This is a genomic window from Clostridium nigeriense (genome assembly GCF_900086595.1).
Taxonomy (GTDB): Bacteria; Bacillota; Clostridia; order Clostridiales; family Clostridiaceae; genus Clostridium; species Clostridium nigeriense.
The window spans coordinates 3259066-3281398 of sequence record NZ_LT575472.1 but is presented as its reverse complement, the minus strand read 5'-3'; the positions used below and the strand labels follow the sequence as shown (position 1 = coordinate 3281398).

Annotated in this window: 20 protein-coding genes and 1 riboswitch; of the genes, 19 read left to right on the top strand and 1 reads right to left on the bottom strand. The window is 28.7% G+C overall.

Annotated features, from left to right (window positions below; genetic code table 11):
- Positions 1-108: 108 nt before the first annotated feature.
- Entirely contained in the window at positions 109-1077 is a 969-nt protein-coding gene (locus BN6774_RS15370) for an RluA family pseudouridine synthase (protein ID WP_066895347.1), read from the top strand.
- Between the two features lie 15 nt (positions 1078-1092).
- Complete coding sequence (locus BN6774_RS15365; protein ID WP_066895345.1) at positions 1093-2709, top strand: putative polysaccharide biosynthesis protein; 1617 nt, start codon at positions 1093-1095, stop codon at positions 2707-2709.
- Between the two features lie 113 nt (positions 2710-2822).
- On the opposite strand, the gene spoVB is transcribed toward BN6774_RS15365, so the two are convergent.
- Entirely contained in the window at positions 2823-4322 is a 1500-nt protein-coding gene (gene spoVB / locus BN6774_RS15360; RefSeq protein ID WP_066895343.1) for a stage V sporulation protein B, read from the bottom strand.
- A gap of 159 nt (positions 4323-4481) precedes the next feature.
- Here spoVB and BN6774_RS15355 point away from each other — a divergent pair, with 159 nt between their 5' ends.
- From BN6774_RS15355 to BN6774_RS15275, 17 genes are all read left to right on the top strand, one after another.
- Positions 4482-4976 (top strand): hypothetical protein, encoded by a 495-nt coding sequence (locus tag BN6774_RS15355; protein ID WP_066895341.1) that lies wholly within the window; start codon positions 4482-4484, stop codon positions 4974-4976.
- 25 nt (positions 4977-5001) lie between these two features.
- Entirely contained in the window at positions 5002-6678 is a 1677-nt protein-coding gene (locus BN6774_RS15350) for a B12-binding domain-containing radical SAM protein (protein ID WP_066895339.1), read from the top strand.
- A 195-nt stretch (positions 6679-6873) separates the two neighbouring features.
- Positions 6874-7200 (top strand): ATPase, encoded by a 327-nt coding sequence (locus BN6774_RS15345; protein ID WP_066895337.1) that lies wholly within the window; start codon positions 6874-6876, stop codon positions 7198-7200.
- A complete protein-coding gene (locus BN6774_RS15340) occupies positions 7187-9142 on the top strand; it encodes a V-type ATP synthase subunit I (RefSeq protein WP_066895335.1) in 1956 nt (651 codons plus the stop codon). Before BN6774_RS15345 ends, BN6774_RS15340 begins: the two co-directional genes overlap by 14 nt.
- Positions 9143-9155: 13 nt before the next feature.
- Complete coding sequence (locus BN6774_RS15335; RefSeq protein ID WP_066895333.1) at positions 9156-9641, top strand: V-type ATP synthase subunit K; 486 nt, start codon at positions 9156-9158, stop codon at positions 9639-9641.
- Positions 9642-9659: 18 nt separating this feature from the next.
- Positions 9660-10250: a V-type ATP synthase subunit E gene (locus BN6774_RS15330; RefSeq protein ID WP_066895331.1), complete on the top strand. Its 591-nt coding sequence runs from the start codon at positions 9660-9662 to the stop codon at positions 10248-10250.
- 12 nt (positions 10251-10262) lie between these two features.
- Positions 10263-11264: a V-type ATP synthase subunit C gene (locus tag BN6774_RS15325; RefSeq protein WP_066895329.1), complete on the top strand. Its 1002-nt coding sequence runs from the start codon at positions 10263-10265 to the stop codon at positions 11262-11264.
- Positions 11257-11568, top strand: coding sequence for a V-type ATP synthase subunit F (locus BN6774_RS15320; RefSeq protein WP_066896730.1), 312 nt, complete (start codon positions 11257-11259; stop codon positions 11566-11568). Before BN6774_RS15325 ends, BN6774_RS15320 begins: the two co-directional genes overlap by 8 nt.
- A 17-nt stretch (positions 11569-11585) precedes the next feature.
- Positions 11586-13367 carry a V-type ATP synthase subunit A gene (locus BN6774_RS15315; protein WP_066895327.1) on the top strand — a complete coding sequence of 594 codons (1782 nt, stop codon included), beginning with the start codon at positions 11586-11588 and terminating at the stop codon, positions 13365-13367.
- Positions 13360-14742, top strand: a complete 1383-nt coding sequence (locus tag BN6774_RS15310) for a V-type ATP synthase subunit B (protein WP_066895325.1) — start codon at positions 13360-13362, stop codon at positions 14740-14742. The genes BN6774_RS15315 and BN6774_RS15310 overlap by 8 nt, the downstream gene beginning before the upstream one ends.
- A gap of 2 nt (positions 14743-14744) precedes the next feature.
- Complete coding sequence (locus BN6774_RS15305; protein ID WP_066895323.1) at positions 14745-15386, top strand: V-type ATP synthase subunit D; 642 nt, start codon at positions 14745-14747, stop codon at positions 15384-15386.
- A gap of 118 nt (positions 15387-15504) precedes the next feature.
- Positions 15505-18168, top strand: coding sequence for a cadherin-like beta sandwich domain-containing protein (locus BN6774_RS15300; protein ID WP_066895320.1), 2664 nt, complete (start codon positions 15505-15507; stop codon positions 18166-18168).
- A 149-nt stretch (positions 18169-18317) separates the two neighbouring features.
- The gene (locus BN6774_RS15295) at positions 18318-19271 is read left to right on the top strand and encodes an MraY family glycosyltransferase (protein WP_066895318.1); all 954 of its coding nucleotides are present in this window, start codon (positions 18318-18320) and stop codon (positions 19269-19271) included.
- 190 nt (positions 19272-19461) lie between these two features.
- Entirely contained in the window at positions 19462-19995 is a 534-nt protein-coding gene (locus BN6774_RS15290; RefSeq protein ID WP_066895316.1) for a GNAT family N-acetyltransferase, read from the top strand.
- A gap of 72 nt (positions 19996-20067) precedes the next feature.
- Positions 20068-20173, top strand: a riboswitch (SAM riboswitch).
- An 84-nt stretch (positions 20174-20257) separates the two neighbouring features.
- A complete protein-coding gene (gene metF / locus BN6774_RS15285; protein WP_066895315.1) occupies positions 20258-21151 on the top strand; it encodes a methylenetetrahydrofolate reductase [NAD(P)H] in 894 nt (297 codons plus the stop codon).
- Between the two features lie 85 nt (positions 21152-21236).
- Positions 21237-21695 carry an S-ribosylhomocysteine lyase gene (locus BN6774_RS15280; RefSeq protein ID WP_066895313.1) on the top strand — a complete coding sequence of 153 codons (459 nt, stop codon included), beginning with the start codon at positions 21237-21239 and terminating at the stop codon, positions 21693-21695.
- A gap of 163 nt (positions 21696-21858) precedes the next feature.
- The gene (locus BN6774_RS15275) at positions 21859-22332 is read left to right on the top strand and encodes an NADH-quinone oxidoreductase subunit NuoE family protein (RefSeq protein WP_066895311.1); all 474 of its coding nucleotides are present in this window, start codon (positions 21859-21861) and stop codon (positions 22330-22332) included.
- The last annotated feature ends 1 nt before the right edge of the window (position 22333 follow it).

Below are 22333 nucleotides of genomic sequence, written 5' to 3'. Positions count from 1 at the left end.
TAATATTAATCTAATACAATGAAATAATAAAAATGTGAAAACATTTTTACAATATATAATGCATAATGCATTATATATTTATAAAATAATTAACTGGAGTGATAACTATTGAAAATAGAAATAGGAACAAATGAAGCAGGTCAAAGATTAGACAAATTTTTAAGAAAATTATTAAAGGATGTTCCTTTAAGTAAAATATTTAAGGCCTTAAGAAAAGGTGATGTTAGAGTTAACGGAAAGAAGCAAAAGGAAAATTATACACTGCAATTAGACGATGTAGTTGAAATTAAGTATATACAAAGCACTAAAGAAAAGCCAGAAGAAAAGTTTATTAAAGTAAATGCTAGTGGAATGAAGATAACATATGAGGATTCTAATATATTAATAGTTGAAAAATGGCCTAATATTTTAGTTCATCCCGATGAAAAAGGTAAGGAGCCTAGTTTAACTGATTATGTATTATCATATTTAAATGCAAAAGGAGACTATTTACCTGAAAATGAATTAACATTTACCCCAGCACCGTGTAATAGATTAGATAGAAACACTTCTGGTATAGTTATATTTGGTAAAAACTTTGAAGCGTTAAGAACAGTAAATGAATTAATAAGAGAAGGAAATGTTGAAAAGTATTATAATGCCTTAGTTAAGGGGAAAATTAAGGATGGACTATATAAAGGGTATATACTTAAGAATGAGGATGCTAATATTTCCAAAATATATGAAGAAGAAGTTCCAAACTCTAAGGAAATAGCCATGGAAGTTAAGACATTAAAAACTAATGGAGCATATTCATTTCTAGAAATAGATTTAATAACAGGAAGAAGTCATCAAATAAGAGCTCACTTATCTCATCTAGGAGCTCCAATTATTGGAGATAATAAATATGGAGATAGAAAGTTAAATTCATTTTTTGCTAATAAGTTTGGCTTAGATTGTCAATTTTTATATGCATATAAACTGATTTTTAGAGATACAAAAGATAAATTAAGTTATTTAAATAATAAAACAATAACAGAAAGTTTACCACCAGTATTTAAAAAGATAAAGAATGATGTGTTTAAGTTCAAAATATAATAAAAGGTGATTAGTATGGAACAAAAATCAGCCGGACGTGGTTTTTTAATATTATCAATAGCAGGTATTGCTGGTAAGTTATTATCAGCAATATATGTTCCTTTATTAACAGCGGTTTTAGGGGATACAGGATATGGAATATATGTAGCAGGCTATGATATATTTGTATTTTTAATTGCAGTAACTAGTTTAGGGGCACAACCTGCAGTAACTAAGGTGGTTACTGAACTTAGAGCAATGGGAAATCATAAAGATGCTTTACGAGCAATGAAGTTATCAATTAAATATTTAGCAATTATAAGTATAGTTATTGCAGGCATATTTATGGCATTGGCATTTCCTATATCTAAGTTGATTTATAGAGAAAGATCAGCATGGACATTTGTATTTTTAGGACCGGCCATAATTTTTGCAGCTATTTTAGCTGGATTTAGAGGATATATGCAGGGGATTGAGGAAATGGAATCTCTAGCAATATCTCAAATTATTGAGCAATTGATAAATGTTGTACTTAGTCTTATATTTGCTGCTTTATTAATAAAGATTACAAGCAGCTTAGAATGGGGAAGTGCAGGGGGAACTATAGGTACTTCTCTTGGTGCAGTTGTTGCAATAATGTATATTATCTATATTTATAATAAAAACGATTTTAGAGAAGAAGCAGAATTAAATCATGATCCAAGTAGAAAAAGAGTTTCTGATAAGAGGATAGTTAAAAAATTATTTATGTATGCTATTCCAATAACGTTAGTTGCAGCAGTTCAAAATTTTGCAGGAGTTATAGATAGTATAACTTTAGCAAGAAGTTTAACTGCAGCTGGTTTTGCTGAAACTAATATAGATAGTTTAACATCAGTTTTATCTTATTATAAAACACTTATTTATGTACCGCTTGCTATTGTAACAGCTCTTGGAACATCAATATTTCCAAAGATAATACAAGCATTTGTGTGTAAAAATAGAAAGGAATTAAAACAACAAACTAGTTATTCCTTTAGAATGATGTATATAATAGTTATGCCAGCTACATTTGGATTAGCAATATTAAGTAAGGAAATATATACTTTCTTATTTCCTTCCAATGAAGGGTACAAATTACTTATGTATGGCTCGGCATTATTAATATTTATGTCGATAACAACTATACAAAACGTTATATTGCAAGGAATTAATAAATTATACTTGATTATTGTATCTGCGGGACTTGGATTACTTGCGAAAATAATTATAAACATAGTTTTAGTTTCTATCCCAAGTGTAAATATAATGGGGGCAGTAATTGCAACTTTTGTATCATTTATTATACCTACTATAATAAATCATAGAAAAATTAAAGAATTTTTTAAAGTAAATATTCCTATAGTAAAACAAGCAATAGTACCAACTATTTGTTCAATATTAATGTCAATTGGAATATTAATTGCAAAGTTTCCTATAATTAAAGTTTCAGAAGCTTTAGGTGGAGGAAGAATAATAAGTGCAATTATAACATTGATACTAATTTCTATAGGGGGAATAATTTACCTTTATACTATGATATATTTTGGTGGAATAAGAAGAAAAGACTTAGATTTAATATCACCAAAACTATTTAAGTTTTTACCAAGAAGTTTAAGAAAAGAACTTATATAGTTAATGTATAATTGATAATGCGTAATGGATAATTATTGACAAAACTCAGCCTAGGCTGAGTTTTTACATTAATTATCCATTATTAATTATGAATTTTTAATTTTGCTTTAGCACTAGTCTTCTTCTATTCCAAAGAAATTCAAGCCTATAAATATTAAAAAAGTCACTATTATAAGTAGTATATTTTTTATAGTAATATAGTTAGTTAGTATATTTCCTGTTAAACCTCTTAGAATCATAAAGGTTAAAATTGCTAGTAATATAAAAATAATAATATTACTCTTTGATAAATTTAAGTATATATGTTTTTGTACTTCTCTAAGATTTATAAGTAAACTTATACTAGAAGTTATAAATAAGGTTATACCGTATCCCATTATATTTACTCCTGGAATTCCAATAAATATAAAGAGACAAATAATTTCTATTGCAGATACTATTAAGGAGTTTCTAAGAATTATTCCTTGTTTATTTAAGCCATTTAAAATTCCAAACATAGTATTAGCAGTAAAGAAAATTGGAGCACTTAAAGATGCTATTTTTATATAATTACCAAGATCATCTCTCTTGAAAAACATTTCTCCTAAGGAGGTTGGAATTAAATTACAAATAACTGTAGTAGCAAGACCTAATAAAAAGGCAATTTTCATAACTTTTTTAATTCTTATTGAGGCATTATAATAATCCCGTCTACTTATTGTTTCAGAAAGATCAGGGACTATTAATGAATTTATAGACATAACTACAATCATTGGAAAAGTGACTATAGTCAAGGCCATTCCTGTAAATTTTCCTATCATTCCTAAAGCTGTAGATGCATCAAATCCAGCTGAAATTAAGCGCCTTGGAACCAGAAGAGTTGAAGCAGTTCCAAATAAATTTCCTAAAAAACCATTTATACACAAAGGTAATGCAATAACTAAAACATTAAATAATAGTTGAGAAGCTCTTTCAGGTTTATCCAAAGAAGGTGGAGATTTTTTCTTTAAATTTTTATAATATGAAAAAAGTAAAATCAGGCTTTGTAATTCACCAATAGCTAGAGATAAATAAGCTAAAGTTACAAGGGTAGTAATAGAAGTAGCTTTAAATATTAAAATAAGTAACGTTATAGTAATTATACGCATAGCTTTTTCTAAAATATCAATAAATGAAGGTACTGCTATTTTTGAAACACCATAAAAATATCCTTTTAGAATATTTGATAATGCTATAAAGACCATTGCAGGACAAGTTATTCTAATAGCATTTACAGTTCTCATATCGTGAATTCCATATTTACTTATGTAAGGAGCTAAAAAAAACACTATGACTCCTATGGCAATAGCCCATATTACATTAAAGCTTGCAACTGATTTAATAGTTTTATTTATATTATTATATTGGCCTTTTGACTTGTATATAGCTGAAACTTGAGATATAGCAGCTATTATTCCTGCTGTCATAAGACAAATAAAAAGGTTATAAATAGGCATTACTAATCCATAAAGTCCAAGTCCAACAGGACCTATGAGATCAGCTAGGTAAAGTGAGAAAATAAATCCTAAAATTCCTGTTGTAACATTAGACGCAGTAAGAAGGATAGAATTTTTAAGAAAACTATCTTCTTTCAAGTTTTTCACCCCCAATCAATACATTTATATCTATTCCTAAATAAATAGAAATATGAATAAGAGGCAATTTTTAAAGATTAATATAAAAAGTATTAATAAATTTAATTAAACATAAATATAAATAATAATATAACTTATGTAATATGGAGGTAAGGTGAGATGGGCAAAACAATAGTATTAAATTTATCAGATGTAAAACTACAAGGAAACATAATAGACATTGGTGAAAGCTTTGGAGTAATTTACAATATAACAAAGGAAGTAATGGATGAAATTTCAGTAGATTATGTATATGGGAATGAAAATAATAATCTTATGAAAGAAGAATATAATATTTGTACTATGTTTTTTTGTTTAAGTAGATTTTGGAATGCATCAAGTAGATTAAAGTTAATTGAAGAAGTAAGTAAATATATTAAATCTGGGGGAGAATTATTTATATGGGATATAAATAAAGAAATGAAAGATATGGTTAATAATAAGATAATAGCAATTTTACCTTCTGGTAATTTTAAAGAATTTGAATTTAAGAATCTAAATCCAATAATAAAGTCAAATATAGAAGAAAATGAAAAACTCCTTGAAAAATATTATAAAATAGAAGAAACTAAGTTATGGGAGGATATACATTTTATAAGAGCTAGAAAAATATAAATTTAAGTTGAAGGGAGAAATACTTATGAAGATTTTACTTACAGCTATAAATTCTAAATTTGTACACAGTAATTTAGCTGTTAGATATTTAAAAGCATTTACAAAAGATATGAATTACCAATGTAAAATTAGGGAGTTTTCCATAAATGATAGAGAAGAGAAAATTTTAGAAGAAATAATTATGGAAAGGCCTAATGTAGTGGCCTTTTCTACTTATATATGGAATATTGAAATGATAAAACATCTATCAAATTTAATAAAATTAGTAGATGAAAATATTCAGATACTATATGGTGGTCCAGAAGTATCTTATGATAGCCAAAACATACTTAAGGAGCTTAATGGGGAATATATTATTGAAGGTGAAGGGGAAAAAACATATAGAGAATTTGTAGAATATAAGTTAGGTGAAAGAGATATATCATCAATTAGAGGACTATATTACAAGGAAAATAATGAAGTCTTATTCAATGGGAAAAGACCTTTAATGAATATGAATGAAATAGTTTTTCCATATGAAGAAGATGAGAATTTAGATAATAAAATTGTATACTATGAAGCTTCTAGAGGATGTCCTTTTAATTGTAAATATTGTTTATCATCTACAGTTCATGGAGTTAGATTTTTAGATGTAGAAAGAGTAAAGCAAGAATTAAAATATTTCATAGATAAGGAAGTTAGGCTTGTAAAGTTTGTAGATAGAACATTTAACTGCAATCATAAGTTTACAATGGCTATATGGGAATTTCTAATTAATCAAGATACAAAAACTCAATTTCATTTTGAAATATCTGCAGATATACTAAAAAAAGCAGAATTAGAGCTATTAAGAAAAGCTCCTAAAGATAGATTCCAATTTGAAGTAGGTGTTCAAACTACTAATGATGATGTTTTAAGTAGAATAAATAGATTTGTAAATTTCAGTGATATTAAAGAAAAGGTTGATGAACTTCTCCAAATAAGAAATATAAAACAACATCTAGACCTTATTGCGGGACTTCCGGGAGAAGATTATACTTCTTTTAAAAAATCCTTTAATGATGTATATAGTATAAGACCAGAAGAAATACAATTAGGGTTTTTAAAGTTACTGAGAGGCTCTTCTATGAGAGAAGAAGCAGCTGATTATGGTATGAAGTATTCACCTTATCCACCATATGAAATATTAAAAACAAATCATATAAGTTATTACGAGCTTTTAAAGTTAAAAAAGGTAGAAGAAATGGTGGATAAATACTACAACTCACAAAAGTTTAATAACATAATAAAATATTTAGTAAAGAAATTTGAAACTCCGTTTGATTTTTATTATGAGCTAGGAATGTATTTTGAAGAAAAAGGTTACTTTAATAGAAATATAGGAAATAGTGAGTATTATAGAGTATTTTTAGATTTTAATATGGAGATATTAAAAGAAGATAATTTTATATTAAAAGAATTAATAAGATTTGATTATTTAAATTTTAATAAAAAAAGAGGAATACCTGATTTTATAAAAAGAAATATAGATAAGAAAGAAGAAGAAAAAATAAAGGATAAATTAAGAGGAAAGTATTCTTTTAAAGATTATTATTTAGAGTCATTTAATATAAATATTAATAAATTTAAAAATGATTCGATAATAAGTAATGAAAAAGATTATTATTTATTTGGCTATGGAGGTGATATAGTACATATAACTGATGAAATAAATGAATATTAAGAAAATATAAGTATGATAAATAATTTCCGAAGAAAACATTTACAATAGCTGAATATTAATGTTTGTTTTTCTAAATTAGGAATAAATATGTTGAAAAAAATAGGAAAAAGTGTATAATGGAAAATAGTAAAGAGTAATTAATACTATATAAAGTATTAATTTCTATATTATTAAAATGATAAAGGTGGTGAGATTTTGGCATTAGAAGCAATAAATGATATTAAAAAAGCTGAGGACCAAGCTGAAAAGTTAGTTCAAGAAGCTACAATAAGGTCTAAGGAAATAATTAAAAATGCAAGTATTCAAGCTGAAGAAGAATACAATAAAATATTAGAATGTGCTAATTTAAGAAAAATTGAAATTCTTAAGAAATCAGAAGAAGATGGAAATTTAGAAGCAGCACCTATATTAGAAAAGGGTGAAGAAGAAGTACAGGAAATAAAAAATGTTTCTGATGATAAGCAAAATAATGCTATTAATTTAATAGTTGAGAGGATAGTGAAGATTCATGGCAATAGTTAAGATGAAGAAGTTCACTTTGCTTACCTTTGAATCTAAAAAGCCAAGACTCTTAAAAGAAATGCAAGGTTTATCTAATGTTGAATTCATTAACTTGCAAGATGAAGATTTTCTTGAAAAATATGAGAGCCTAAAAGAATTAGCTAAGGATAATGATGATATTGAGTGCTCAAAGTATGAAGAAAATTTATCAAAAGCTAAATTTGGAGTAGAATTTTTAAGTAAGTATGTTCCGAAAAAGTCAGGCTTAAAAGCATTGCAAGAAGAGAAACTAACTTTAACTTTAGATGAATTAGAGGAAAAGTTTAAATCTTCTAACTGGTTAGATAGTTATGAAAAGGCAAAGGAAAAAGAAGAAGAGTTAGCTAGATTAGATTCACAAGTGACAAAGCTGCAATCTGAAATAGAAACTTTAACTCCTTGGGAAGGTTTAGATGTAGCTTTTAGTGAACTTAAAACCTTAAAAAATACATCCTATTATTTAGGGACTGTAGCTAAGTCATACGAGGATACTTTAATTCAAGAAATATCTAATGCTTACATTGAAATTATTTCAAGGAGCACTAACGATATTAATTTATTGATTTTAGCTAATAAGGAATATGATGAAAATATTTCTGAAGTTCTAAAAAATATTGGATTTAGTTCTTTTAAAACAGAACATAATAGTGTACCACTAAAATTAATTTTAGATTTTAAGCATCAAATAGAAGAAATTCAATCTAAGAAATTCTTTGTGCAAGAAGAAATTTCAGATCTTGAAGAAGATTTGAAAAAGTTACAAATTGCATATGATTATTTCGCAAGTAAAGTTGAAAGAAATAAAGCATCTAAAAATTTCTTAAAAACTAAAAATATTTGTGCAATTCAAGGGTGGATAGCAGAAGAAGAAAGTGAAGCTTTAAGAACTATGTGTAATAATACACTTGGTAATGATTATTATATTGAACTTGAAGATGTTAAAGAAGAAGAAATTGATGATGTACCTATTAAACTTAAAAATGGGGAACTCGTATCTGCATTTGAAAGTGTTACAGGTATGTATAGTTATCCAAAATATAATGAAATAGATCCTACACCACTTCTTGCACCCTTTTATTTAATATTCTTTGGTATGATGGTGGCAGATGCTGGATATGGATTACTAGTACTAATAGGTTCATTTTTAGCTATCAGATATTTAAAATTAAGTGATAGTATGAAGGACTTTGCTAGATTTTTCTTTTATTTAAGTTTTCCAACAATATTCTTTGGGTTGATTTATGGATCTTTCTTTGGAGATATAGTGAAATTACCAACTCAATTAATAGATACTAACAAGGATGTTATGACAATAGTTTATTTATCTTTAGGATTAGGAGTTATTCAAATATTCTTTGGATTATTCATAAAGGTATATAGCTTAGTAAGAATAGGAAAAGGAAAAGATGCACTATTTGGTGCAGGATCTTGGATAATAACATTATTATCAATTGGTGGATTAGCAACCGCTAAGGCTTTAAAATTACCAAGTGTAGTTGGAACTATTTTCATAGTAACAATGGTTATTGGTATGATACTTATAGTTATTGGTGGAGGAAGAGAAGAAAAATCCTTTGGAGCTAAGGCTGGTCAAGGTTTATATTCTTTATATGGTATAACTGGTTATGTAGGAGACTTAGTTTCTTATACAAGACTTATGGCTTTAGGTCTAGCTGGTGGTTCTATTGCAGGTGCATTAAATTTACTAATACATACATTGCCTGGAGTAGCTGCCATAATAATAGGACCGGTATTATTTGTATTATTCCATATATTTAATTTAGGATTATCTTTACTTGGAGCATATGTTCATACAGCAAGACTTCAATATGTTGAATATTTCTCTAAGTTTTACGATGGCGGTGGAAGACCGTTTAAAGCATTTAAAGGTTCAGAAAAATATATAAGGATCAAAAGAAATTAGGAGGAATTATAAAATGGAAATGACATGGATTCAATTTTTTATGGAAAATAACGGAGGAATGATTTTAGCAGCAATGGGAGTTGCATTAGCAGTTGGTTTAGCTGGTATAGGATCAGCTAAAGGAGTTGGTATAGTAGGTGAAGCAGCTACAGGATTAGTTACAGAAGAACCAGAAAAGTTTGGTAAGGCACTTGTTCTTCAATTATTACCAGGTACTCAAGGTTTATATGGTTTCGTTATAGGCTTCTTAATATTCACTAAGATGTCAGCTGGTATGCCATTTGAACAAGGTTTATATTTATTAGGAGCAGGCCTTCCAATAGCATTTGCAGGACTTTGGTCTGGTATTGCTCAAGGTAAGGTTGCTGCTGCTGGTATTCAAATATTAGCTAAGAATCCAGAACATAACACTAAGGGTATAATCTTAGCAGCAATGGTTGAAACATATGCATTATTAGGTTTCGTTATTTCATTTATGTTAGTAAACAAAGGATTCTAGGATTGGAGAGAATAGGCGATGGCAAATATTAATAATCTAACTTCTAAAATCCTTAGGGATTCAGAAGAAAGAAAGGAAAGCATTCTAGCTTCTGCAGAAGAGGAAAAGAGTAAGATTCTTTCAAAGAAAATAGCTAAAGCCAAGGAACTAGAAAAAGAAATAATACAAAAGGCTGAGGTTGAAGCTAAGAGCAGAAAAGAAAGAATTATATCTTCTGCATCTTTAAAAGTTAGAAATGATAAATTAGCTGCAAAGCAAGAAGTTATTAAAGAAGTATTTGATAAAAGTATAGATGTGTTATCTTCTATTTCAGGAGATGATTTCTTAAGATTTATAAAAAATACAATTCTTTCTTTAGGAAATATAGGAGAGCAAAATCTTATTTTAAATAAAGAGGGAATGGAATTAGTTGATCTTACTTTTATATATGATTTAAATCAATCCTTAGGTGATAAGGGGAATATAAAGTTAAGTTCTAATATCGGAAATTTTAAGGGCGGATTTATCCTTGAAAGAAATGGTATAGAAATAAATAACACATATGAGGCTTTAGTAAGTTCATTAAGAGATGAATTGGAGTTTGAAGTGGCAAATGTGTTGTTCAATTAAGGAGGGTAAGAGATGGATGTAATGAAGTTTACCCAAGCGGTATCAAGAATATGGGTTTTAGAAACTAAACTTCTTGATAAGCCAAAAGTTGAAAGAATGATAGAAGCTCCATCTGCTAGTGAGGCTCTTAGAATATTAAATGAAACAGAGTATTCTAATGTTTCAGCTAATATAAAGAGGCCAGAGGATTATGAAGAAATATTAACAGCTGAATTAAAAAGAGTGTATGATTTAGTTTATGAAATAAGTCCAATTAAAGAAGTTGTTAAAATTATGAGTTTAAAATATGATTATCATAATATTAAAGTTCTTTTAAAGGGAAAGGTATTAGGTAAAGATTTTTCTTCAATGCTTATTAAGCTTGGAAATATAGATTTACAAGAAATTAAGCGTAAGATAGATGGAGATAATTTAAAAAGCTTAAATGGAACTCTTGGAAAAGGGGTTCAAGAAGCTATGAAGGTCTTTGAAGAAACTAAAGACCCTCAAAAGATAGATATAATAATAGATAAATATATGTACAAAGAATTAGTAGAAATAAAAAATTCTTTAAACTATAAGTTTATAGATAATTTAGTTAAAGCTATGATAGATTCTACTAATATAAGAACTTTACTTAGAATTAAGAAACAAAAAAAAGGACGGGATTTTGCTAGTGAAGTAATAGTAGATGGTGGAGCAATAGAAAGTAGCAAATTAATAGCTTTATTAAATGAATCACCAGAAAATATAATGTCTAAACTACAAAGTACAATTTATTCTGATTTAGTTAAAGAAGGCTTTGAAGGTTATATAGCAACTGAATCAGCAAGTCTTTTAGAAAAATTAAGTGATAATTATATTATGGACTTAATGAAGGATTCTAAGTTAGTTACTTTTGGACCAGAAAAAATATTATCTTATATTTATGCTAAGGAAACTGAAATAAAGATTATAAGAATTATAATGGTTGGCAAGCTTAATAATATTGCTGAGGAAGTAATAAGAGAAAGGCTGCGTGATATATATGCATAAGAAAATAGGCGTTGTTGGTGATAAAGATTCAATTTTAGCATTTAAGGCTTTAGGAATAGATGTATTCCCAGTAGTTGAAGCTGATGAAGCAAGAAGAGCAGTTGATAATTGTGCAAGAAATAATTATGCAGTAATATTTGTAACTGAACAAATAGCACAAAATATAGAAGAAACTATAGCTCGTTACAATGAGCAAATACTTCCAGCGGTAATATTAATTCCAAGTAATCAAGGTTCATTAAATATTGGACTTAAGAGAATTAGTGATAGTGTGGAAAAAGCTGTTGGCGTTAATATTTTATAGGAAGGTAGGTTAGTAAGTTGAAAACCGGAAAGATAATTAAGGTTGCAGGTCCCTTAGTAGTAGCTGAAGGGATGGAAGAAGCAAATATATTCGACATGGTTAAAGTTGGAGAAAATGGCCTTATCGGTGAAATAATTGAAATGAGAGGCGATAAAGCATCTATCCAAGTTTACGAAGAAACTACAGGAATTGGACCAGGGGATCCAGTAATTACAACTGGAGAACCATTAAGTATAGAATTAGGACCAGGTCTTATTGAATCAATGTTTGATGGAATTCAAAGACCACTTGATGCTTTTGCAAAGGCAGCAAACTCACCGTTTTTAAAGAAAGGTGTTGCTGTTAAATCATTAAATAGAGAAAGAGTTTGGAAGTTCGTACCTACAGCTAAAGCTGGAGATGTAGTAGAAGCTGGAGATGTTATTGGAACAGTTCAAGAAACTACAGTAGTACTTCATAAAATAATGGTACCTTATGGTGTTAAGGGAACTATAAAAGAAATAAAAGAAGGCGAATTCACTATAGTTGACACTGTATGTATAGTAGAAACTGAAAAAGGTGATAAGGAATTAACTTTAATGCAAAAATGGCCTGCAAGAAAAGGCAGACCATATGCAAGAAAATTAAAACCAGATGCTCCAATGACTACAGGTCAAAGAGTTATAGATACATTCTTCCCAGTTGCAAAAGGTGGTGCAGCTGCAGTTCCAGGTCCTTTCGGAGCAGGAAAAACAGTAGTACAACACCAAGTAGCTAAATGGGGAGATACTGAAATAGTTGTTTATGTTGGATGTGGTGAACGTGGAAATGAAATGACAGACGTTCTTAATGAATTCCCAGAACTTAAAGACCCTAAAACTGGCGAAAGCTTAATGAAGAGAACAGTACTTATTGCTAATACTTCAAACATGCCAGTTGCTGCTAGAGAAGCTTGTATTTATACAGGTATAACTATTGCAGAATATTTTAGAGATATGGGATATTCAGTATCAATAATGGCTGATTCAACATCAAGATGGGCAGAAGCTTTAAGAGAAATGTCTGGTAGACTTGAAGAAATGCCAGGGGATGAAGGTTATCCAGCTTACCTTGGATCAAGACTTGCTGATTATTATGAAAGAGCAGGTAAGGTAATTTGTTTAGGTAAAGATGGAAGAGAAGGAGCTGTAACAGCTATAGGAGCAGTTTCACCTCCAGGAGGAGACCTTTCAGAGCCAGTTACTCAAGCAACACTTAGAATAGTTAAGGTGTTCTGGGGACTAGATGCACAATTAGCTTATAAGAGACACTTCCCATCAATAAACTGGTTAAACTCATATTCATTATATGCAGATACAATAGATGAATGGATGAATGGAGAAGTTGCTTCAGATTGGTCATCATTAAGACAAGAAGCTATGACATTATTACAAGAGGAATCAGGACTTCAAGAAATAGTGAGTCTTGTTGGTATAGATGCTTTATCAGAAAATGATAGACTAAAATTAGAAGTATCTAAGTCAATTAGGGAAGACTATCTTCAACAAAATGCATTCCATGAAGTTGATACATATGCATCATTAGATAAGCAATATAAGATGCTAAAGTTAATACTTCTATTTAAAAAGGAAGCAGAGAGAGCTTTAAAGGCTGGAGTATATTTAAATAAAATTTTAGGCTTAAGTGAAATTAGAGATAAAATTGCAAGAAGTAAATATATTTCAGAAGATAATATAAATAAAATTGATGAGATTGAAATAGAATTAAAATCTGCTATAGATACATTAATCAACCAAGAGGGAGGGGTTCTAGATGCTTAGAGAATATAAAACTGTAACAGAAGTTGTAGGACCTTTAATGGTAGTTGAAGGTGTTGAAGGCGTTAAATATGATGAATTAGTTGAAGTAGAACTTCAAACTGGTGAAATGAGAAGAGGTAAAGTTCTTGAAATTAATGGAACTAGAGCTATGGTGCAACTTTTCGAAGGATCATCAGGAATTAATTTAAAGGGAACAAAAGCAAAGTTTTTAGGAAGACCTCTTGAACTTGGTGTTTCAGAAGATATGCTTGGAAGAATATTTGACGGGATGGGACACCCAATAGATAATGGTCCAAATATAATACCTGAGAAAAGAGTAGATATAAATGGAGAAGCTATAAACCCAGTTTCTAGAGATTATCCATCAGAATTTATACAAACAGGTATATCAGCTATAGATGGACTTAATACTTTAGTTAGAGGACAAAAGTTACCTGTTTTCTCAGGATCAGGACTTCCTCATGCGCAATTAGCGGCTCAAATTGCAAGACAAGCGAAGGTTTTAAACTCTGATGCTAACTTTGCAGTTGTATTTGCGGCTATAGGAATTACTTTCGAAGAATCTCAATTCTTCGTTGATGAATTTAATAAAACTGGTGCTATAGATAATTCAGTATTATTTATGAATCTTGCATCAGACCCAGCTATAGAAAGAATAGCTACTCCTAGAATGGCTCTTACTACAGCAGAATTCTTAGCTTATGAAAAAGGAATGCATGTACTTGTTATTATGACAGATATAACAAATTATGCAGAAGCATTAAGAGAAGTTTCAGCAGCTAGAAAAGAGGTACCAGGAAGAAGAGGATATCCAGGATACTTATATACTGACCTTTCAACTTTATATGAAAGAGCAGGAAGACTTAGAGGTAGAGAAGGATCAATTACTCAAATTCCTATATTAACAATGCCAGAAGATGATAAGACACATCCAATTCCAGACTTAACTGGATATATTACAGAAGGTCAAATTATCCTTTCAAGAGAATTATATAAGAAAGGAATTATGCCTCCAATAGATGTTCTTCCATCATTATCAAGACTTAAGGATAAAGGTATTGGAAAAAATAAAACAAGAGAAGATCATGCTGATACTATGAATCAATTATTCTCTTCTTATGCACAAGGTAAGCAAGCAAAAGAATTATCAGCAATACTAGGGGAATCAGCATTATCAGATACAGATAAGCAATATGCAAAATTTGCAGAAGCTTTTGAAGAACAATATGTATCCCAAGGATTTACTACTAATAGAAGCATAGAAGAAACATTAGAATTAGGATGGAAGCTTTTAAAGATACTACCTAGAACAGAGCTTAAGAGAATTAGAGATGAGTATCTTGAAAAGTATATGCCAAAGGGAGATGAAGAATAGCCATGGCAAGATTAAATGTAAATCCTACTAGAATGGAGATGTCTAAGCTTAAGAAAAGATTAGTTACAGCAACAAGAGGACATAAACTTTTAAAGGATAAGCAAGATGAGCTTATGAGGCAATTCGTTAATCTTGTCAAATATAATAATGAATTAAGAAAATCTGTAGAAGCAGAGCTTCAAGGGGCACTTAAGGATTTTGTTATGGCTAGAGCTGTTATGAGCTCGGAATTTTTAGAGGAAGCAGTAGCTTATCCAAAAGAAAGTATTTCTGTTGAAGTAGGAACTAAAAATATAATGAGTGTTAATGTTCCAAAGATGGATTTTCATAGACAGCTTGAAGGTGATGAAGGTAGTATATTCCCATATGGTTTTGCAAGTACTTCATCTGAATTAGATGATTCTATAGCTAAGCTTTATGATATATTACCTAAGCTATTAGAACTTGCAGAGGTTGAAAAATCAACTCAACTTATGGCAGATGAAATAGAAAAAACAAGAAGAAGAGTTAATGCGCTTGAATATATGACTATTCCTTCATTACAAGAAACTATTAAGTATATTAGAATGAAGCTTGATGAAAATGAAAGAGGAGCTTTAACTAGACTTATGAAAGTTAAAGATATGATACAAGCAAAAAGCTAAAGGAGACCTTAGGGTCTCTTTTTTTTATGTGAAAATATTTGGAATATTGACGTAAAATGCAAATATATTTTAAGGTGGGGTTAAATTAAAGAAATAAAACATAGTGGGGGAATATTTAATGGCAAAGAAAAAATTTAAAAAATTAATTTTAATGTGGGGAGTAGTAAGTTTAATAGGATCAACATGTATAGTTTCAACTAAAGCTTTAGAAAGAGATAAATATTTTAATATGAATAGATTTTTCGCAAAAAAATTATCTAATGAAGAAAATTTCCAAGGTCAGGCAGACGGGTTAATAGATGAAACAGATAGAACTAATTCTTATGCTTGGGCTATGGCTGAATCTAAAGAATATATATACATTGGAATAAACAGAAATTTTCTTCATGGAGTTGTTCAACAAGCTGTAGGAGATAACAAATTAGCAGATTTATTAACTAATACAATTTTTAAGGGAGATGTAGAAACAGAAAATATAGATTATACTGGGAAAATAGTTAGATATAATAAAAATACTAATAAAATGGAGATTGTATATAGTTCTGAGATAGCTGAAGATGGAAATCCATATGAAACTAGTTACAGAAGTGCTTTAACTTTTAAGGGAAAAGAAGAAGATTCTCCTAGTGTATATATAGGATCATCTTTTGGAAAAAAATATTCACGTATACTAAAATTTAAGGAAAATTATAATATTGAAACAGATAAACCAGAGGTTGTTTTTGAAACTGCTAGTGGTAATACAAGTTTAAGAGCATTATGTGAACACAATGGAAAAATGTATGTTGGATCAATGATAGTCAATGAAGATTTAAGAATTTTAGAAAGTGATTCTCCATCTAAAGATAATTGGAAGGCTATAGCTAATTGGGATGACTTTAATAATATACCAAATTTAGATTCTCAATCATCTGGGTTTGGCGGGATAAGTGATTTAATAAGCTATAACGGATATTTATATGCAACAATAGGATCAGGAAGTAAGACTGAAAAGAATGAGACTGGTTTCATGGTATATAAGGGGAAGGAAGTAGGTGTAGGAGAACCAGGAGCAAATGAGTCAGGATGGAAATGGGAAATGATAGTTGGTCCTAATGGAAAGTATCCTTTAGGAATGGGAAATTACCAATATGTTATGGGAACTCCTTTTAAGTATACAGCTTCTGATGGAAAGGAATATGTGTATGTTGGAACTTTTTCTAATATTATGGCGGCTATAATAAATTCACTATCTTTAGACTATAGTTTAATGTATGAAACTATGATGAAACCTACACAATTATATAGATTTGATGAAAATGATAATTGGGAAATGGTTGTAGGAACTCCAGGGGAAAATGATATATTAAAAGGAAGAATAGGTAATTATAAAGCTGGATTTGTGGATCCACTAGAAAATAAAAATTATTCAACAAATCAATATGTATGGAGAATGGAAGAGTATAATGGAAAATTATTTGCATCAACCTATGATTCAAGTACATTATATGATTATTTTGTACCTGATAAAATAGAAAATGCAAAAAATCAAGAGGAAGCAATAATAAGAACATTACTAGAGTATTCAGAAATTATTAATGGTAAAAAATCTAAAGAAACAGAAAAAATAGTAAGTCTTTTAGAGGAAAAGCCAGCTAAATTTAGGTTACAGGAAGAAGAGAATAAAGAAATAAGATTAATATCCGAGTATTCTACAGGAGAAGAAGATTTACCAAGTGACTATATAAATAATATTTTAACTGGTGCTGAGATGGAATTAACAGAGGATATGCTTGAGGAATTGAAACCTTTATTAAAAGATGAGGAAGTAAAGAAAGCAGCAGATATAATTAATAGTATTGATTGGAATCATATAAAGGAAGTATTTTCACAAGAAGTAATGGATAAGATAAATAAAGTAGTTAAAGAAAATCCTAAGAGTAATGATGAAACATATACTGAATATTTTAATAGTATATATGATGAATTAGCAAAAGCTGTAGATGATGAAATAATAGATGAAATAAAAAATATAGTTGAAAAGCTGGATAAATATGTAGATGAAATAAACAAGTTAATAGAAAAAATTAAAGATTATATAAATAGTAGTGAAATAAAAAAGCAATATGAGTATATTACTAAGTTGCAAAAAATATTTGAAGAAAGTAATAAAGGGTTCGGATTATATGTATCAGATGATGGAGTTAACTTTAGTTGCTTAAATGAAAATGGTTTTAATGATAAGTATAATTATGGATTAAGAACATTTGTAAGCACAAGGGAAGGCTTATTTATTGGTACTGCAAATCCTTTTTATGGAGCACAATTATGGAAATTAAATGAAAAGTCAACTAAATTACAGAGTATAATTTTAAATGATGGATATATTCCATTAGAGTTTAATAAAAATAAGAACAATTATGAAGTAACAGTAGATAATAAAGTAGATAAAGTTATAGTTAAAGCTATAACAGAGGATTTATCATCAAAGGCAACTTACGATGAAGAAAAAGAATTATCTGTTGGATTAAATTTAATAGAAATAAAGGTAACGAATATTGATAATGAAGAATCAGTATATAAAATTAATATAAATAGAAAAAGTGATGATAAAGAAGAAAAACCAAATGAAGAAGATAATAATGAAAATGAGAAACCTAATAAGGAAGATGATAAGCATCAGAATAAACCAAGTGAAATATTACCACAAACAGGTGGAATTAATTCTAATGTATTAATTTTAATAGGATGTTTATTTTCATTAATAGGAGGCTATTTTCTAAATTTCAGAAGAAAATCTTAGTAATAATTATAAAAGCTACGTTTAAACGTAGCTTTTATTTAGAAAAAATCGTAACTCTTTTGTCATTGATAATAATAAAGGTTAATAGTATAATAAAATAATAATTAATTAACATAATAAAAGAGCATTTTAAAGTTAAGGAGAAAATTATGCGATATATATTATCCTTTATATTAGCATTTTCAATAGTATATTTTATAACACCAAGCATAATAAATTTATCATATAAATATAGTTTTACCGACAAGCCTACAAAAAGAAAAAAACATAGTAAAGAAACTCCACTTTGTGGGGGATTAGCTATGTTTATAGGATTTTTTATAGTATACTTTTTAGTTAATAGATACTCCTTGTTAACTGAAAAGGTATGGATATTCCTTGGAGCTATATTAATTTTAGGAATAGGCTTAGTAGATGATTACTATAAGACTAGGGGGAAAGAGTTTCCTATATATCCAAGGTTAATTGTGCAATTAATTGCTGCATTTATTATTTATAATGCAGGGATAGCTTTTAGAGGATTTACTAATCCTTTCACAGGTGAATATGTATTACTAACTAAAACAATACAGCTTATACTAACTATAACATGGATATTTGGAGTAACAACAGTAATAAATTGGTCAGATGGTATGGATGGACTTGCTGGTGGGTTGTCTTTTATATCTTCATTAACCTTTGTAGCAGCAGCAATTATATTAAAGCAAAGCGAATCTATTACTATGTCACTAATAATATCTGGAGTTACATTAGGGTTTTTAGTATATAATAAGTATCCTGCAAAGATATTTATGGGGGATTCTGGAGCTAATTTCTTAGGATTTATGTTAAGTATAATAGCTTTAGATGGAGCTTTTAAACAAGCTACATTAATGAGTTTATTTATACCTATATTAGCTTTAGCAATACCTATTTTTGACAATTTATTTGTTATAATTAAAAGGTTCAAAGATGGAAAGCCAGTTTATCAAGCTGATAGAAGTCAGATTCATTATAGATTAGAATCAAAAGGATTTACTCCAAAACAAGTTGTAACCTATATAAATATGGTAAGCCTTGCATTTAGTTTAATTTCAATAATATTATTACTTATTAAAAATTAGAGTGATATAAAGGTTCTGTTTAAAACAGGCCTTTTTTTAGTATTTCTAGGAAAGCTTATTCTATGAATAATTGCTAATAAATTCATTGATTTAAGTATAAAGCTTTTTAGAAAAGTATATTTATGAGATAAATTGACGTGGATATATTTGGGTGATATAATTTATGAAATATAAAAAGGGGGAATATATTATGTATAATGGGGATTTAGTTAAATTAAGAGCTTATAAGGAAGATGATGTAGAAAGAGCAGTAGAATTTATTAATGATGAAGAAGTTAAAAAGCTTCTTGACTCAAACATACCATTTCCAATGACTAAATGGCAAGAGGAAGAATGGGTAAAGAGTAGAAAGGCAGAAACTAACTTTACTTATGATTTCGCAATTGAAGATTTAGATACTGGTAAATATATTGGGGGATGTAGCATTAATGAATGTAATTTAAAAAATAGAAATTGTACTATTGGAATAATGATCGGTGATAAGAATTATTGGGGTAAAGGATATGGTAGTGATGCCTTAAAAGTTCTTATTAAATTCATATTTGAAGAAGTTAATATGGATAAGATTAAGCTTAATGTATTTTCTTTTAATAAAAGAGCTATTTCATGCTACAAAAAAGTTGGATTTAAAGAAGAGGGACTATTAAAAAGAGAAATTTATAGAAATGGGAGATATTACGATGAAGTTCCAATGGCTTTATTTAAGGAAGATTGGATAAAATAAATAAGAATCCAGTTATTCTATTGTTTACAAAAAAGAGGAAATGAATTATAATATATAAAAAGAATATTTAGAAACTTATCAAGAGTGGTGGAGGGACTGGCCCTATGAAACCCAGCAACCTACAAGTTTAATTATGTTGATTAAGTATTGTGTGGTGCTAATTCCTGTTAGATAAGGGTAATATATAGGCAAATAGTGTACCTAAAGGTTATCCTTTAGGTACTTTTTTATTTTAAATTTTAGCAATAAGCAGGGGGAAATTATGAATATTAGCAATTTATTTAAAGAAAAAAAGGTGGTTTTTTCATTTGAAATATTTCCACCAAAGAAAGAATCAAAAATAGACACAATATATAATACTTTAGAAGAATTAAAGGGGTTAAGTCCTGATTTTATTAGTGTAACTTATGGGGCTGGAGGAAGTTTAACTAAAAATAGAACTTGTGAAATATCTTCTATAGTAAAGAATAAGTATGGTATAGAACCATTGGCTCATTTAACTTGTATAAATTCATCTAAGGAAGATGTAACTAAAATATTAGATGATTTAAAAAAAGAGGGTGTAGAAAATATTTTAGCTTTAAGGGGAGACATTCCTCTTGACTATAAAGAAAATAGTAATTTTAAATATTCGAGCGATTTAATAAAACATATTAAAGAAAGAAATGACTTTAATATAGTTGGAGCTTGTTATCCAGAAGGTCACTTAGATAGTAAATCTTATGAAGAGGATTTATTAAATTTAAAAAGAAAACAAGAATTTGGGGCAACCCATGTAATATCTCAATTGTTTTTTGACAATAAGTTTTTTTATGATTTTTTAGATAAAAAAGATAAATATGGAGTTAATATTCCTATTCAGGCGGGGATTATGCCTGTAATTAATACTAAACAAATAAATAGGATAGTAAGTTTGTGTGGTGCAAAAATTCCAGATAAATTTATTAAAATAATGAATAAGTACGAATATAATCCTGAAGCTTTAAGAGATGCTGGAATTGCATATGCTACTGAGCAAATTATAGATTTAATATCTACAGGTGTAGATGGGATTCATTTATATACTATGAACAATCCATATGTGGCTAAAAAAATAAGTGAAAGTATCTCTTCAATTATTCATACTATAAATAACTGTGATAAGGTAGTTAATTAATTTAAAAATATTTTGTGGTTGTTATAGTGTTTAGGTAAAATTATTTTTTAAATAAAGTATACTAATAAGTTTGGAGGAAGAAAATATGGAAAAGGTTGAAAGTTTTGAATTAGATCATAGAATAGTAAAGGCTCCTTATATTAGAAAATGCTGCTTGCTTGAAGGAGAGAAAGGGGATAAGGTATCAAAATTTGATTTAAGGTTTTTACAACCTAATAAAGAAGCTTTTGGAACAGCTGCTATGCATGGATTAGAACATATACTAGCACATGAACTTAGAAAAGAAATTAGTGGAATTATAGACCTATCGCCCATGGGATGTAGGACCGGTTTTTATTTAAGTATATGGGGGGATAGGGAAGCATCCGAGATAAAGAAAGCTTTAGAAATATCTTTGAAGTCAGTTTTAGAGGCAAAAGAAATACCAGCAGCAAATGAAATTCAATGTGGTAATTATAAAGATTTATCTTTATTTGGAGCGAAGGAGTATGCTAAAGAAGCTTTAGAAAAAGGTTTTTCGTTAAATATTTATGGAAATAATTAATAAACTGTATAAAATACATTCTAATGTAATATATTAGAATGTATTTTTTAGTTTATAAGATAGTATTAAGAATATTTTTATTTAAATATAAAAATATTTATGATAACATTTAATTAGCAAAATATTTTGAAAATTTAAAATATTTAAAGTGGGAGATGATTTAATGGACAAGTGTAGTAAATTTAAAGATTTAGAAGCATTTATCCAAGAAGGAAATGATGATGAAAGTTCTTTAATAGCGGTTTTACATCATGCACAAAACCTTTACGGATACTTAGGAAGAGAGGTACAAGAATATATAGCTAAAAGGCTAAATATTCCAGAGTCAAAGGTTTATGGTGTAATAACCTTTTATTCATATTTTTCAACAGAACCAAAGGGCAAATATGTTATTAGCATTTGCACTGGAACAGCTTGTTTCGTTAGGGGAGCTAATGATATATTAGAAGATTTTAAAAAGGTATTAGGTATAAGAGAAGGTGAAACTACAAAGGATGGGTTATTTACGGTAGATACTTTAAGATGTGTAGGATCCTGTGCAATTGCACCAGTTGTTTTAGTTAATGATAAAGTTTATGGACACTTTACAAAACCTCAAGTTACTGAATTAATTAATAGTTTAAGGGAGCAAGGTTAAT

Coding starts and splice junctions, on each gene's coding strand:
- BN6774_RS15295 (WP_066895318.1), top strand. CDS start 18,318: ATGCGATATATATTATCCTTTATATTAGCATTTTCAATAGTATATTTT.
- BN6774_RS15290 (WP_066895316.1), top strand. CDS start 19,462: ATGTATAATGGGGATTTAGTTAAATTAAGAGCTTATAAGGAAGATGAT.
- BN6774_RS15325 (WP_066895329.1), top strand. CDS start 10,263: ATGGATGTAATGAAGTTTACCCAAGCGGTATCAAGAATATGGGTTTTA.
- BN6774_RS15280 (WP_066895313.1), top strand. CDS start 21,237: ATGGAAAAGGTTGAAAGTTTTGAATTAGATCATAGAATAGTAAAGGCT.
- BN6774_RS15275 (WP_066895311.1), top strand. CDS start 21,859: ATGGACAAGTGTAGTAAATTTAAAGATTTAGAAGCATTTATCCAAGAA.
- BN6774_RS15300 (WP_066895320.1), top strand. CDS start 15,505: ATGGCAAAGAAAAAATTTAAAAAATTAATTTTAATGTGGGGAGTAGTA.
- BN6774_RS15305 (WP_066895323.1), top strand. CDS start 14,745: ATGGCAAGATTAAATGTAAATCCTACTAGAATGGAGATGTCTAAGCTT.
- BN6774_RS15340 (WP_066895335.1), top strand. CDS start 7,187: ATGGCAATAGTTAAGATGAAGAAGTTCACTTTGCTTACCTTTGAATCT.
- BN6774_RS15365 (WP_066895345.1), top strand. CDS start 1,093: ATGGAACAAAAATCAGCCGGACGTGGTTTTTTAATATTATCAATAGCA.
- BN6774_RS15320 (WP_066896730.1), top strand. CDS start 11,257: ATGCATAAGAAAATAGGCGTTGTTGGTGATAAAGATTCAATTTTAGCA.
- BN6774_RS15310 (WP_066895325.1), top strand. CDS start 13,360: ATGCTTAGAGAATATAAAACTGTAACAGAAGTTGTAGGACCTTTAATG.
- BN6774_RS15330 (WP_066895331.1), top strand. CDS start 9,660: ATGGCAAATATTAATAATCTAACTTCTAAAATCCTTAGGGATTCAGAA.
- BN6774_RS15355 (WP_066895341.1), top strand. CDS start 4,482: ATGGGCAAAACAATAGTATTAAATTTATCAGATGTAAAACTACAAGGA.
- BN6774_RS15350 (WP_066895339.1), top strand. CDS start 5,002: ATGAAGATTTTACTTACAGCTATAAATTCTAAATTTGTACACAGTAAT.
- BN6774_RS15335 (WP_066895333.1), top strand. CDS start 9,156: ATGGAAATGACATGGATTCAATTTTTTATGGAAAATAACGGAGGAATG.
- metF (WP_066895315.1), top strand. CDS start 20,258: ATGAATATTAGCAATTTATTTAAAGAAAAAAAGGTGGTTTTTTCATTT.